Origin of the sequence: Streptomyces sp. NPDC001634, assembly GCF_040298185.1 — a bacterium.
Taxonomy (GTDB): Bacteria; Actinomycetota; Actinomycetes; order Streptomycetales; family Streptomycetaceae; genus Streptomyces.
In genome coordinates, this window is sequence record NZ_JBEOZU010000014.1 from 56,376 (window position 1) to 69,929 (window position 13,554).

Genomic DNA, 13,554 nt, shown 5'->3' on the forward strand with positions numbered 1-13,554 from the left:
GTCGGGCGAAGCAGCCGTGGAGACCGGCACGGGACGCGTTCCGGCCAATTCACCGGCGCGGGGCGGGAATTCGGGCGCCGACATGACACGTTCACGGGGCATGGCGATCGTCCACCGCACCACCATGACCCCCACCAAGCTGGAGCACCTCGCCTCCTGGCTTCCCACCCAGCCCTGGTATCTCGGCACGGGCCGCACACCGGCGCTGTCCAAGAGCGGAGGGTTCCGGCTGGACGATCCGGAGGGGGAGGTCGGGATCGAGTTCATGGTGGCCACCGACGACTCCGGCGACCGGCCGGTCTCGTACCACGTACCGCTCAGTTACCGCGCCGCGCCCCTCGAAGGAGCCGAGCAGGGGCTCATCGGCACGTCCGAGCACGGCGTACTGGGACAGCGATGGATCTACGACGGCACTCACGACCCGGTGCTCGTCGCCCAGTTGCTGGAACTCCTGCAGGACCGCGCCGAACCGCAGGCGCAGAGCCTGACGGACACTCCCGACCCGTCGGTCGTCGTTCACTTCACCGGCACCGGTGTCGCCGGCGGCGTCCTCTCGACGACCGTGACCAACGGCCCCCACGACACCCGCCTCACCGTGGACACCGCAGCATCGGCGCCCGCCCGCCGGCTGGTCCTCCAGGTGAAGCGCGTCCTGCAGCCGGGCGACACTTCCCCGGCCGACGCCTCCGGCCATGTCACCGCGGGCTGGCGCTCCCCGGACGGCGGCGAGAACCGCGCCGTGTTCGCTCTCCTCCACGACACCGATTCCTGACCCGGCACGACCGGTTCAGGGCCCGGCTCGCGACGTCCGGCCCGTCTGCCCGTGGCAGACGGGCCGGACGTCAGTTATCCCGCCCGCAACGGGCCGGCCACCCGCACGTCTCCTCCATGACACGCACCGAACAAACAAGCGCAGGTTCTTACCAAGCCCCTGTATTGATCATGCACCGCCGCCGGGAAATGCCTACTTCTTCATAGTCGGATCGTCCGGTCGCGCCTTCCGCGAAGGCGGACCGACGCGACACCGAAGAGACAGCGGGAGTCCCGGAAGGCCACCCATGCTCAGCCCCCAGACCCAACCGACCGCAGCGCCGGGCGGCGACACGCCGACGGTCGTGACGAGCAGCGCCGCCACTGCTCACCCCCACGACGGAGAACAACCTCCCCGGGTCACACGGCCGCCCTACGAGCTACCGGTGCTACTGGCCATCACGGCGCTCGCGGCCGTCCTCTACACATGGGGCATCGAGCACAGCGTCTACCACACGTTCTACGCCGCCGCCGTGCGCAGCATGACCGACAACCCGGTCGCGTTCTTCTTCGGCTCGTTCGACCCGGGCAACTCCATCACCCTGGACAAACTGCCCGGATACCTGTGGCCACAGGCCCTGTCGGCCATGGTCTTCGGGTTTCACCCGTGGGCGTTGGTGCTGCCCCAGGCGATCGAGGGCGTGGCCTGCGTACTCCTGGTCCACCTGCTGGTACGCCGCTGGGCCGGTGTGGCGGCGGGACTGCTGGCCGCGGCGTTCCTGACGCTCACCCCGGTGACCGTGGGACTCGGCCGGTCGATAGTGGAGGACGCGCCGTTCGTCCTGCTGCTGCTCCTGGCCGCCGAGGCGACCGGGCGGGCCGTCGAGCGGGCCCGGCTGCGCACGCTTCTGCTCGCCGGGGTCTGGGTCGGGGTGGCCTTCCAGTGCAAGATGCTGGAGGCCTGGGCGGTCCTGCCGGCGTTGGCGGTCACCTACCTGGTAGCCGCGCCCACGACCCTGCGGCGCCGGGTCGGCCATGTCGCGGTGGCCGGTGCGGTCACCGTTGCGGTGTCGGTGTCCTGGATGGCCGTGGCGACGGTCGTCCCCGCACAGTCCCGTCCCTACATCGACGGCACCACGAACAACTCGGCCTTCGCCATGGTCGTCGGCTACAACTTCCTGACCCGGTTCAACGCCATAGGCGTCGACGCGGCCGACACGGGCAGCGTCGTCAGTGGGCAGGACATGCAGCCGGGCACCGGTACGGGCACGGACCGTGCGGGCGACAGCGACGGCACCGTGGCGTCGGACCGTACGAGCCACTCCGCGCACCGAGCCGGCGACAAGGGCCCCGGCATGGGCAACAGCGTGCTCAAGATGTTCAGCCCGGGGCTGGCCACCCAGACGGGGTGGCTGTACCCGCTGGCCGCGTGCGCCCTTCTGTGGGGTCTCGTGGTCGCGCGGCGCCGTCGCGTCGCCCGCACCGACCCCGCACTCGCCGGGTACGTGCTGTGGGGGGTGTGGCTGGCCACCTTCTTCGCCGCGTTCAGCTTCGGCAGCGTCACCGGTCACACGTACTACATGGGTGTCGTCGCCGTGGCGCTGTCGGCACTGAGCGGAGCCGGGCTGGTCCGGGCATGGCAGGCGTGCCGGTCCGGCGGCCGCCGCGCCTGGGTGCTGCCGGCGGTGACCGCCGCGAACGTCGTCTGGAGTGTGGCGCTGACGCAGCACTACCCCCACTTCATCGGCTGGATCGCGCCCGCCGCCGTCGCGCTCTGCGTCGTGTCCCTGGCGCTCGTCGGCGTCAGCCGTCGGCGCACGACCGACCGTCCGCGGGTTCTCGTGGCCGGACTGGCGGTCGGTCTCGCCGCGCTCCTGGTGATACCGGCCGCATGGTCGGCCTCGGCGCTCTCCCCGCATTACAACCAGGCAGGCGGCATGGGCAGGGTCGGACCCTCCAGCCGCCCGGGCGGCGGTGGGCCGTCCCGGCTCACTCCGGCACGCGAGCGCTTCCTTGCCTACCTCACGGCGCACCAGGACGGTGCGAAGTACCTTGCGGCCATGCCCGGATGGTCCGATGCCGCGCCCTACATCATCTCGGCCAACGCGTCCGTGCTCCCGATGGGCGGCTTCACCGGTCAGGTTCCGTACCCCACGCTGGACCGGCTGCGCCATCTGATCAGCTCCGGCGAACTCCACTACGTCGCGCTCCGGCACTCCCGCACGGCCGGTCAGTACGGAGGAACGAAGCAGCCCGGTCGGCACGCAAGGACCGGGCACCACGGGAAGCACGGAGCGACCGGGCAGTACGGAACGAGCGCCTCGCCCACCTACACCGAGATCAAACGCTGGGTCACCGCGCACTGCACGGCCGTGCCGCCGACGGAATACGGCGGCTCCAGCGCCGAACTGCCGTCGCTCTACCGGTGCGGAGCGGGATCCGGCTCGTAGCGAATCCTGGATGCCGTTCACGTCCAGCGAGCCGAAGACCCCGTACCTCTCGAAACGCCTCATGCCATCCATGCCGCCGGCGCCTGCTGCGCCGGCGGCCGGGGGCGCCGGTCAGCTCGCCGACGTCGTCGGTGACGCGGGCGCGCCGAGGAACTCCTCCCAGCCGCCGATCGGCGACTGGCCCGGGGACAGCGTGCGCAGCTTCCTGAGGACCGCCGGGTCCTGGGCCTCCAGCCACTCCACCAGCTGACGGAAGGACACCATGCGGACCTCGTCATGCGTCGCGATCTGCTTGATCGCCTCCTCCACGGCGTCCATGTAGATGCCCCCGTTCCAGCGCTCGAAGTGGTTGCCGATGAAGAAGGGGGCGCGGTTGGTCTCGTACGCGCGCCGGAAGCCCGCCAGGTAGGTGTCACGGGCCTGCGCGCGCCAGGCGTCGTACTGGGAGCGGTCGCCCAGGGGGTTGCCGCCGGACTGGTTGAACATCATGTTGTAGTCCATCGACAGGACTTGGAAGGAGTGGCCGGAGAACGGGATGGACTGCAGCGGGAAGTCCCAGATCCGGCCGCCCTGCACCTTGCCGGGCCATATCTGCAGGCCGCCGGACGAGCTGGCGTCGTACTTCCAGCCGAGGGCGGCCGCGGTGGGCAGCAGATTGGACTGGCCCTCCAGGCAGGGGGTGCGGCCGCCGATCAGTTCCTTGCGGTAGTCGAAGGGCAGCGGGTCCAGGTCGGAGAAGCCGGTGTTGGTCTTCCACTCGGTGACGAAGCGGACGGCCTGGTCGATCTCGCTCTTCCATTCGGCGGACGACCAGTTGCGCACCCCGTCGGCGCCACAGAAGTGGCCGTTGAAGTGGGTGCCTATCTCGTGGCCCTCCAGCCAGGCGGCGCGTACCTGCTGGAGAGTGGCGTGGATGTGGCGGTCTGCGAGGTAGCCGATCGCGGAGGCGCCGACCGGGTGCTGCGGCGGACGGTACAGGTGCTTCTTGGACTCGGGCAGGGCGTAGATGCCGCTGAGGAAGAAGGTCATCGAGGCGCCGTGGTCGGCCGCGATCTTGCGGAAGCGGGAGAACAGCTGGTTGCTGAGTTCGCCCGCACCGTCCCAGGAGAAGACCACGAACTGCGGCGGCCGCTGACCGGGCTTCAGCCGCTCGGCCTTGGGCTGCTTCGGCTGGGCGCCGGTGTCGGCGGTGGACCCGTCGCCGATGAGCTTCACGGGCCGGGCCTGGGACGTGGCCCTGCCGTCCGAGTGGCTTGTGCCGCCCAGGCCCAGGCTGCCGCCCGAGCATGCGGACAGCGCGCCCAGGGTGCCCGCCGTCGCCCCCGCGGTCAGCAGACGCCTGCGTGAGATGCCATTCATGTTCGTCCCCGATTTCCTGGTCGAGCGGCTCCGGGCGGAGCCTCCTGCGGTGTGGCTCGACGTGTTCGATGAGCGGGGGCGGCAGAAAGATCGGGGCGCCCGGGACGTGTTGCCGTCCTGTGACATCAGCAGCGGTTCCATGACAAACCCCGCTGTCGGCAGGCGGACAGCGGGGTCCCCGGCTGGGGCGGTGCGGCGGAGTCAGGCGCCGGTGCCCGCCTGGAAGGCAGTCAGGAACACGGAGGAGGCGTTGCCCGACACGGGGACCGCGCCGGCCGACCAGGCCACCTTCAGGGAGACCTTCTCGTCGGGCGGCGTGATGAGGATCGCCGTGGGCGTTGCCGTTCTGGCGCCGCTGACCTCGGGGTTGGAGAAGGTCAGACCGGCCCAGGCGCTGCTGCCGGGCGCCAGCACGATCTTCTTCAGGCTGCCCGAGCTGCGCCTGGGGTCCGGTCCCAGCTGTTTGCCGGAGGCGTCCACGAACGCGGCGCCCGGGTAGCCGTCGATCGTGCAGGTGCGCCCGGAGCGGTTGGTCAGGACGAGGGGAAAGTTCTCCTGTCCGGCCCCCGGGTTGTCGGCACCGACGGAGGCGCTCAGGGCGGAGGTGTGGCAGCGGGTGCTCGTGGTGCCGCTCCCGTTGGAGGCGGCGGCGGACGTGGAGTCGGCGCCGCCCGATGCGGCGGGGGCGGCCGAGGTGCCGCGGGTGGCCGTGGCCGTACCGGCGTCCGTCGACCGGTCGCCGGAGGCAGGCTGGGCCGTTCCGGGCAGCTTCTCCGGTGCGCCCGCCGTGCCGTGGCCGCTGCCGCACGCGGTGAGCAGGCTCAGGGCGGCGACCGCGCCGAGCGCCGACCCCACGCGGCGCACCGTCAGGAAGGGGGCCGCGCCGTCGTGGTCCGGGCCCGCTGTGCAGCGCCGAAAGGTCATCATGTCCATTACTCCTTGAAACTCACTGCCCGGCCCGGGCGCGTGCGAACGGAACCGAGTGCCCCGTCATCCCGGTCCGATGCACGTACAGGCGGAAAAGTTCGTCAGCCGGTGACCCGCACCGAATCCAGGATGCTGTCGGTCGCGTCGCTGCCGCCTTCCTGGCGTATCTGCACGTACACCTGCGGCTGGTCGGCGCCGTCGTCGAGGCTGAGGGCGGCCTCCGTGACGGAGCCCTTGCCCCCCGAGCAGCCGTTCCAGGTGCGTATTTGCCCGTGCCAGACCGTGCCCCGGTAGTCGCGACTGCCCTGGTAGTGGCAGCCCGTGTGGCCGAGCGCGCCCACCTCGGCGGTGAGGTCGCCGCGCTCGCTCAGACCGATGAACACGCCGTTCACGCCGCTGCCGAGGTCATCGAAGCGCGAGAGGTCGTCGGCCACGGCGAGGGCCGGGGCGTGTGCCGTCGGCAGTCCCACCGACTTGGGGTCCCAGCCGGAGTCGCGCAGCTGACGGCCCCAGGCCGCGGGCACCGTGGCCTCGACACGGCCGGTGGAGTCCTGGACCGTCACGTCCGCTGCGGTGGACTGCCGGAGCAGGAGCGTGGTGATGACCGCTGCGGAACCGGCGACGGCCACGGCGGCCAGGACGAGGACAAGGGTCCCCCGGCGGCGCGGGGGTTTCACGGCGGCCGGCACGGAGGCCCGTCCCGCGCCGGTCCCGGAGGCCGGCCGAGGCGCACCCTCGGCAGAGGCGAGCCGCTCGAGTTCACCGGCGAAGGCGTCCGCGGTCGGCCAGCGCCGCTCACGGTCGGGTTCCATCGCCTGCAGCAGTGCCCGCTGGACCTCGGGCGGCAGATCGGGGCGCAGCCGGTCGGGGGGAACGACCTTGCCCGGCGGGGCGGGGACGGCGCCGGTGACGAGCTGGTATCCAAGAGCGCCGAGGCTGTAGACATCCGCACGCTCGTCGATGCCCGTACCGGGTTCGGTCTGCTCGGGCGGCGCGTAGCCGGCCGAGCCCGCGGCCATGGTCAGGAAGGACGCCTGCGCCAGGCTCTTGGCCAGGCCGAGGTCCGCGAGCAGCAGCCGGGTGGAGCCGTCATGCGCGGTCCGCAGCAGCACGTTGGAGGGCTTGATGTCCCGGTGCACGATCCCGGCGTCGTGCAGGGCGGCCGCGGCATGGGCGGCGAGAGCGGTCAGCCGCAGGGCCTCGGGGACGGGGAGCGGACCGTCGGTGAGCCGGTCGGCGAGGGTGCCGCCGTCGGCGTACTCCATCACGAAGTAGGGCCTGCCGTCGGGGAGTTCACCGATGTCGTAGACCTGGACGACCCGGCCCGAGCCGGCCCGGCGCAGCAGGCGTGCCTCGGACAGGAACCGCTCCCGGATGTCCAGCCGGTCGGCCCAGTTCTCGGCGAGCACCTTCACCGCGACGGGCGCGTCGAGGACGTCGTCGTGGGCGAGCCAGACAACACCGAAGGCGCCGCCGCCCAGGCGGCGTTCGAGGCGGTAGCGGTCGATCCGCTCCAGGGACTGCATGCGACTATCATGCCTGGTCCGGTATCGATATCGAGGGGAGCTCCCAGTGGGGGATGCCGCGGACTCCGAGGAGCTCGCTCGGCGCGCGGCGGCGGGTGACGAGGCGGCTCTGAACGCGCTGCTTCAGCACATCCAGCCGGAGGTCGTACGGCGCTGCGGACGGTTCCTGCCGTGCCGGGAGGACGCCGAGGAGGCGGCGCAGGACGTGCTGCTGCAGGTGGCGGTGAAGATCACGACGTTCCAGGGCCGCAGCCGCTTCGGCACCTGGCTGTACACGGTGGTCGCCAACTGCGCCCGGCAGAAGTACCGGGAGCTGAAGCGGCGGGCCGCCGAACAGCCCGCGACCATCGACGCGGGCCAGTACGTGGACCCGCGGACGACGAGCGTGATCGCCGGGTCCCGCATCGACCTGCTGGAGGCTCTGGAGCGGCTGGAGCGTGAACACCCGCACCTGGTCGCGCCGCTGGTCTACCGGGACATCTGCCAGCTGGAGTACGCGGAGGTCGCCGAACGCGTCGGCGTCCCGCTGGGCACGTTGAAGTCCCGTCTGCACGAGGCACGCAAACAGGTCAGGCCCTGGCTGGCCGGCTCCCAGTAGGGGCGCCGGGAACCATCCACGAGGGGCGGTACGGGCACTCCGTACCGCCCCGGTCATGGCCCGTGCGGTGTCCTGGCGAAGCGTCAGTGGCCGCTGATGGCGTGCGGCGTGTACGGCTCCTCCAGTGTCTGGATCTCCTTGTCGGTGAGTTCGATGCCGACCGCGGCGACCGCGTCGTCGATGTGGTGGGGCTTGGTGACGCCGACGATGGGCGCGGCCACGGTGCTGCGGTGCAGGAGCCAGGCGAGGGCGACGCGGGCGCGCGGGACGCCCCGTTCGGCGGCGACCGCGGCCACCGCCTCGACGATCGCCCGGTCGCCCTCCTGGTACAGCCGCTTGCCGAACTCGTCGGTACGGCTGCGCTCGCTGGTGTCGTCCCACTCCCGGGTGAGCCGCCCGCGGGCCAACGGGCTCCAGGGCAGAGCACCGACGCCCTGGTCCCCGCACAGCGGCAGCATCTCGCGTTCCTCCTCGCGGTAGAGGAGGTTGTAGTGGTTCTGCATGGAGACGAACCGCGTCCAGCCGTTCAGCCGGGCCGTGTACTGGGCCTTGGAGAACTGCCAGGCGTACATCGAACTCGCGCCGATGTAGCGGGCCTTGCCCGCCTTGACCACGTCGTGCAGGGCCTCCATCGTCTCCTCGATCGGGGTGACGGGGTCCCAGCGGTGGATCTGGTAGAGGTCGACGTAGTCCGTGCCGAGACGCCGCAGGCTGTGGTCGATCTCGGTCATGATCGCCTTGCGGGACAGCCCGCCGCCGTTGGGTCCGGAGCGCATCCGGCCGTGCACCTTCGTCGCCAGCACGATCTCGTCGCGGCGGGCGTATTCGGTCAGCGCCCGGCCGACGATCTCCTCGCTCGTGCCGTCCGAGTAGACGTTCGCGGTGTCGAAGAAATTGATGCCGGCGTCGAGCGCCCGGCTGATCAGGGGACGGGACGCCTCCTCGTCGAGGGTCCAGGTGTGCGTGCCGCGGTCGGGGCTGCCGAAGCTCATACAGCCCAAGCAGATCCGGGACACGTCCAAGCCCGTCGAACCGAGCTTCACGTACTCCATGCGACTCCTGCCTTCACTCGGGGCGGGGCCGGCCGCCTGGACCGCCCGGTGAGGACCGCTCGCGGTCCAGGTGACGGCGACGTCGCCCCCGACGACGTGATCCTTTCCACCCTAAGTGCCGCGGAGCCCTGACGTGGGCCTCTCGCGGGCATCCGGTCAGCGGTACCCCGTCGCGTCGGCCGGCTTGCCGGTGTCCTGGACCTCGACGAGATAGCGCCAGGCATCGGGGCGGCTGCCGTCGCGGTCCGTGAAGCCGTAGACCCGGGCGAGTTGCCCGCTGGAGAGGGACGCGCCGTTCCACCGGGAGACCTCGGGGTCGGCGGCCAGCGCGGCGACGGCGCGGCCCACGTAGTACGGGCTCTCGGAGATACAGAAGTGCGGTACGCGTTCCAGGGCGTCGCGCCAGTTCTCCTCCGTCACCCCGAACAGGTCGAGCATCAGCTCCGAGCGCAGCCAGCCGGGGGTGAGGGCCAGGGCGGTGGCGCCGCGCGGCCCCAGCTCGTGGCCGAGGGCGAATGCCATGCGCAGTACGGACGCCTTGGCGAGATCGTAGAAGAACGAGACCCGGTAGGTGTCACGGTTGTACTCGGCCGTGCCGTCCGTCATCTCGACGACCAGGCCGCCGGGGTGACGCAGCAGCAGGGGCAGTGCGTCGTGGCTGGTGATCGCATGCGTGTCGACGGCGAGCCGCAGCAGGTGCAGCCCCTTGTCGAGGTCGTGCTCCCACACCGGGCGGTCCCATTCGAACAGCTTCTCGCCACCCCAGATGTCGTTCACGAGGATGTCGAGGCGCCCCTGCTCGTCCTCGATGCGGTCCACGAGGGAGCGCACCTCGGCGGCGGCCAGATGGTCGGTGGGTACGGCTATGCCCTGCCCGCCCGCCGCGGTCACCAGCTCGGCGGTGTCCTCGATGGTCTCGGGCCGGTCGTACTCGGAGCGACGTGCACGCGTGCTGCGGCCGGTGGTGTAGACGGTGGCCCCGGCCGCGCCGAGTTCCACCGCGATTCCCCGCCCCGCGCCGCGCGTAGCCCCCGCGACCAGTGCGACCTTGCCTTCGAGTGGCCTCGACATGTCCGACCTCCGCGCTCGTGGAACCGTGTGCGTCGAGCTTGTCGCGGAAGCCGGACATCTTCTGTCGCCTTTTCGCGTCGGTGGTCCGGCGCGTCGTCGGATCAGTGGCCGCGGGCGATCCACTCGTCGAGGTGGGGTGCCTCGGCGCCGATGGTCGTCGTCTCGCCGTGTCCCGTGCGGACCACCGTCTCGGACGGGAGGGCCAGCAGCCGGTCACGGATCGACTCGATGATCGTCGGGAAGTGGGAGTACGAGCGTCCGGTGGCCCCCGGGCCGCCCCGGAAGAGGGTGTCGCCCGTGAAGACCGTGCCGAGGCCCGGGTCGTAGAGGCAGACCGCACCGGGTGCGTGGCCCGGGGTGTGCAGGACCGTCAGGTCGGTGCCGGCGGCCTCGATGACCTGGCCGTCGGCGAGCCAGTGGTCGGGGACGCGGTCGGGGTGGGTCAGCTTCCATAGCGGCATGTCGTCGGGGTGGAGCCAGATCCCGGCGCCGGTCAGCTCGGCGAGGGCGGGGGCGGCGTCGATGTGGTCATTGTGGGCGTGCGTGCACACGATGCCGCGCAGTGTGCGGTTGCCGACGGCCTCGGCGATCGCCTCGGCGTCGTGGGCGGCGTCGATGACGACGGCCTCGTGGTCGTCGCCCACGATCCACACGTTGTTGTCGACCTCCCAGGTGCCGCCGTCGAGGGAGAAGGTGCCGGAGGTGATCAGGTGGTCGATGCGGGCGGTCATCACAGCATCACCACCGAGCGCAGCACGTCGCCGTGGTGCATCCGCTCGAAGGCCTTCTCGACCTCGTCGAGGGCGATGGTCTCGGTCACGAACTTCTCCAGGGGCAGACGGCCCTGCAGGTGCAGGTCGATCAGCATCGGGAAGTCCCGGGACGGGAGGCAGTCCCCGTACCAGGACGACTTGAGGGCCCCACCGCGCCCGAAGACATCGAGGAGCGGCAGTTCCAGCTTCATCTCGGGGGTCGGGACGCCGACGAGGACGACGGTGCCCGCGAGGTCACGGGCGTAGAAGGCCTGCTTGTACGTCTCCGGGCGGCCGACCGCCTCGATGACGACGTCGGCCCCGAATCCGCCGGTCAGCTCGCGGATAGCCTCGACGGGGTCGGTCTCCTTGGAGTTGACGGCGTGGGTGGCGCCCAGTTCCTTTGCGGTGGCGAGCTTGCGGTCGTCGATGTCCACCGCGATGATCTTCGCCGCGCCCGCCAGATTCGATCCGGCGATCGCCGCGTCGCCGACGCCGCCGCAGCCGATGACCGCGACCGAGTCGCCCCGGCCGACGTTCCCGGTGTTGATGGCGGCGCCGATGCCCGCCATCATGCCGCAGCCGAGCAGGCCCGCCACGGCCGGGGAGACGGACGGGTCGACCTTGGTGCACTGGCCGGCCGCCACCAGCGTCTTCTCCGCGAAGGCGCCGATGCCCAGGGCCGGGGAGAGCTCCTGGCCGGTGGAGGCGAGGGTCATCTTCTGCTTCGCGTTGTGCGTGTTGAAGCAGTACCAGGGGCGGCCGCGCAGACAGGCGCGACACTGACCACACACCGCACGCCAGTTCAGGACCACGAAGTCGCCGGGCGCCACGTCCGTGACGCCCTCGCCCACCGACTCCACCACCCCCGCCGCCTCGTGGCCGAGCAGGAAGGGGAACTCGTCGCTGATGCCGCCCTGCTTGTAGTGCAGGTCGGTGTGGCACACCCCGCAGGCCTGGACCGTGACCACGGCCTCACCGGGCCCCGGATCCGGTACGACGATCGTCTCGACCCGAACCGGCTCGTCCTTGCCAGGGGCGATCACGCCGCGTACTTCCTGCGCCATGGTCTTGCTGCCTTCCGTCGGTGGTGCGGGCGCCCTGCGCGCCCGGGGCGGGCCTTGACGGCCCTCATACATGATCCTTGCGCGGAGGGCACGTCTTGCGCACGTATTCCGCGCAACGGAAGTGCCGTCGGCCTGGCGTACGAGTCCGCGCCCACCGCACGCGGGTGACACCCCCATGACACGGCGGACGTAGGCTGAACGCCCCTACTCCGCAAGGAAAGCCGTGAGCATCGCAGAGACGGAAGCAGAGCCGGAGTCCGCGCCACCCTCGTGGCGGCTGCTCCTCGGATACGTACGACCGCATCGGTGGGCGCTGTGCGCGGGCGCGCTGCTGGCGCTGGCCACGGGCGCCAGCGGACTTCTGCTGCCGCTGGTGGCCCGCGGTCTGATCGACGACCTGGCCCACGACCGGCCCATCACCTGGGCCCTGCTGGCCATGTCGGGGCTGGTGCTCGCCAACGCGGCGGTGGGCGCGCTGGGTTCGTACGTACTGCGGCGCACCGCCGAGTCGGTCGTGCTCGGTGCGCGGCGCGCCCTGTCGTCGTATCTGCTGCGCCTGCGGATATCCGCGGTGGACCGCACCGAGCCGGGCGATCTGATGGCCCGTATCACCTCCGACACCACGCTGCTGCGGGAGGTCACCACCGACTCGCTGGTCGGCCTCGGCACCGGCGGCCTGACCCTGGTCGCGACGGTGGTGATGATGGGCCTGGTCGACGCGGTGCTGCTGGGTGTCACGCTCGGCGTGATCCTGGTGGCGGGCATGGTGCTCGGGGTAATCGTGCCGCGCATCAACCGGGCCAGCCGGCAGGCGCAGGACGCGGTGGGCGCGATGGGCGCGTCCCTGGAGCGGATCCTCGGCGCGCTGCGCACGGTCAAGGCGTCGGGCGCCGAGCACCGCGAGGAGGCGGCCGTGCACGCGGCGGCCGAGGAGTCGTGGCGGCAGAGCGTGCGTGCCGCCAAATGGACGGCGGCCGCCGGCAACACGGCGGGCCTCGCGATGCAGATCGCCTTCATCACCGTGCTGGCCGTCGGCGGCGCCCGGGTCGCGACCGGCGCCATCAACGTGGGCACGCTGGTTGCGTTCCTGCTCTACGTCTTCTATCTGATGTCGCCGATCCAGCAGGTGGTCGGCGCGATCACCCAGTACCAGACGGGCGCCGCGGCACTCGCCCGTATCCAGGAGGCGCTGCGGCTGCCCGCCGAACCGCCCGCGCGGCCCGCGCCGTTGCCCGCGCCCGGTGCGCAGCCGGCCGCCCTCACCTTCGAGGACGTGCGTTTCCGGTACGCGGACGACCTCCCGTACGTGCATCACGGCGTGACCTTCACGGTTCCGGCCCAGGGCATGACCGCGTTCGTCGGCCCGTCCGGAGCGGGCAAGACGACGGTGTTCTCGCTGATCGAGCGGTTCTACGACCCCGAGGCGGGCACCATCACGTTCGACGGCCGTGACGTGACCGAGTGGGAGCTGCCCCAGCTCCGGTCGGCCATCGGTTATGTGGAGCAGGACGCGCCGGTCCTGTCCGGATCCCTGCGCGACAACCTGCTCCTCGGCAATCCGGAGGCCGACGACGCCGATGTGGAGCGCGTGGTCAAGACGACGCGCCTGGACGGTCTGGTGGAGCGGCTCCCCCGAGGTCTCGACACTCTGGTCGGGCATCGGGGGACCAAGCTCTCCGGCGGCGAACGCCAGCGTGTCGCGATCGCCCGCGCGCTGCTGCGCCGTCCGCGTCTACTGCTCCTCGACGAGGCGACCTCGCAGCTCGACGCGGTCAACGAGGCGGCGCTGCGGGACACGGTCGCGGACGTCGCGCGGTCGACGACAGTGCTGGTGGTCGCGCACCGGCTGTCCACGGTGACGATGGCCGACCGGATCGTCGTCATGGACGCGGGCCGCGTCCGCGCGGTCGGCACGCATCGCGAACTGGTCGCCGCGGACCCGCTCTACGCCGAACTCGCCGCGACCCAGTTCCTCGCCACGGCCGACTGACGCCAGGACCGC

Annotated in this window: 11 protein-coding genes; 4 read left to right on the plus strand and 7 right to left on the minus strand. The window is 71.3% G+C overall.

The annotated features are described in order from the left end of the window. Window positions 1–100: 100 nt before the first annotated feature. Window positions 101–772, plus strand: a complete 672-nt coding sequence (locus ABT186_RS11750) for a maltokinase N-terminal cap-like domain-containing protein (protein WP_351924843.1) — start codon at window positions 101–103, stop codon at window positions 770–772. A 424-nt stretch (window positions 773–1,196) separates the two neighbouring features. Next, window positions 1,197–3,200, plus strand: coding sequence for a glycosyltransferase family 39 protein (locus ABT186_RS11755; RefSeq protein ID WP_351924767.1), 2,004 nt, complete (start codon window positions 1,197–1,199; stop codon window positions 3,198–3,200). A 111-nt stretch (window positions 3,201–3,311) separates the two neighbouring features. On the opposite strand, the gene ABT186_RS11760 is transcribed toward ABT186_RS11755, so the two are convergent. The 3 genes from ABT186_RS11760 to ABT186_RS11770 all read right to left on the minus strand — a co-directional run bounded on the left by ABT186_RS11760 (window position 3,312) and on the right by ABT186_RS11770 (window position 7,012). Beyond that, window positions 3,312–4,559, minus strand: a complete 1,248-nt coding sequence (locus ABT186_RS11760; protein ID WP_351924769.1) for a polysaccharide deacetylase family protein — start codon at window positions 4,557–4,559, stop codon at window positions 3,312–3,314. A gap of 201 nt (window positions 4,560–4,760) precedes the next feature. Further along, window positions 4,761–5,486: a DUF4232 domain-containing protein gene (locus tag ABT186_RS11765; protein ID WP_351235125.1), complete on the minus strand. Its 726-nt coding sequence runs from the start codon at window positions 5,484–5,486 to the stop codon at window positions 4,761–4,763. A 101-nt stretch (window positions 5,487–5,587) separates the two neighbouring features. After that, window positions 5,588–7,012 (minus strand): serine/threonine-protein kinase, encoded by a 1,425-nt coding sequence (locus ABT186_RS11770; protein WP_351924771.1) that lies wholly within the window; start codon window positions 7,010–7,012, stop codon window positions 5,588–5,590. Here ABT186_RS11770 and ABT186_RS11775 point away from each other — a divergent pair. After that, on the plus strand, window positions 7,011–7,610 hold the full coding sequence (locus ABT186_RS11775) for an RNA polymerase sigma factor (RefSeq protein WP_502973183.1): 600 nt from the start codon (window positions 7,011–7,013) through the stop codon (window positions 7,608–7,610). The two genes, ABT186_RS11770 and ABT186_RS11775, sit on opposite strands and share 2 nt — an antisense overlap. An 83-nt stretch (window positions 7,611–7,693) precedes the next feature. Here the strand turns inward: ABT186_RS11775 and ABT186_RS11780 are convergent, their stop codons facing one another. From ABT186_RS11780 to ABT186_RS11795, 4 genes are all read right to left on the minus strand, one after another. After that, entirely contained in the window at window positions 7,694–8,662 is a 969-nt protein-coding gene (locus ABT186_RS11780; protein WP_351235119.1) for an aldo/keto reductase, read from the minus strand. Window positions 8,663–8,818: 156 nt separating this feature from the next. Then, the gene (locus ABT186_RS11785; protein WP_351235117.1) at window positions 8,819–9,733 is read right to left on the minus strand and encodes an SDR family oxidoreductase; all 915 of its coding nucleotides are present in this window, start codon (window positions 9,731–9,733) and stop codon (window positions 8,819–8,821) included. Between the two features lie 101 nt (window positions 9,734–9,834). Next, entirely contained in the window at window positions 9,835–10,464 is a 630-nt protein-coding gene (locus ABT186_RS11790) for an MBL fold metallo-hydrolase (protein ID WP_351235115.1), read from the minus strand. Further along, window positions 10,464–11,552, minus strand: coding sequence for an S-(hydroxymethyl)mycothiol dehydrogenase (locus tag ABT186_RS11795; RefSeq protein ID WP_351924775.1), 1,089 nt, complete (start codon window positions 11,550–11,552; stop codon window positions 10,464–10,466). Before ABT186_RS11795 ends, ABT186_RS11790 begins: the two co-directional genes overlap by 1 nt. A 223-nt stretch (window positions 11,553–11,775) precedes the next feature. On the opposite strand from ABT186_RS11795, the gene ABT186_RS11800 reads away from it, so the two are divergent. Continuing rightward, complete coding sequence (locus ABT186_RS11800) at window positions 11,776–13,542, plus strand: ABC transporter ATP-binding protein (protein ID WP_351924777.1); 1,767 nt, start codon at window positions 11,776–11,778, stop codon at window positions 13,540–13,542. The last annotated feature ends 12 nt before the right edge of the window (window positions 13,543–13,554 follow it).

Bases quoted from the DNA above. Each gene is read 5' to 3' on its own strand.
- ABT186_RS11780 (WP_351235119.1), bottom strand. From the start codon at position 8,662: ATGGAGTACGTGAAGCTCGGTTCGACGGGCTTGGACGTGTCCCGGATC.
- ABT186_RS11765 (WP_351235125.1), bottom strand. From the start codon at position 5,486: ATGATGACCTTTCGGCGCTGCACAGCGGGCCCGGACCACGACGGCGCG.
- ABT186_RS11775 (WP_502973183.1), top strand. From the start codon at position 7,011: ATGCGACTATCATGCCTGGTCCGGTATCGATATCGAGGGGAGCTCCCA.
- ABT186_RS11760 (WP_351924769.1), bottom strand. From the start codon at position 4,559: ATGAATGGCATCTCACGCAGGCGTCTGCTGACCGCGGGGGCGACGGCG.
- ABT186_RS11790 (WP_351235115.1), bottom strand. From the start codon at position 10,464: ATGACCGCCCGCATCGACCACCTGATCACCTCCGGCACCTTCTCCCTC.
- ABT186_RS11770 (WP_351924771.1), bottom strand. From the start codon at position 7,012: ATGCAGTCCCTGGAGCGGATCGACCGCTACCGCCTCGAACGCCGCCTG.
- ABT186_RS11785 (WP_351235117.1), bottom strand. From the start codon at position 9,733: ATGTCGAGGCCACTCGAAGGCAAGGTCGCACTGGTCGCGGGGGCTACG.
- ABT186_RS11750 (WP_351924843.1), top strand. From the start codon at position 101: ATGGCGATCGTCCACCGCACCACCATGACCCCCACCAAGCTGGAGCAC.
- ABT186_RS11795 (WP_351924775.1), bottom strand. From the start codon at position 11,552: ATGGCGCAGGAAGTACGCGGCGTGATCGCCCCTGGCAAGGACGAGCCG.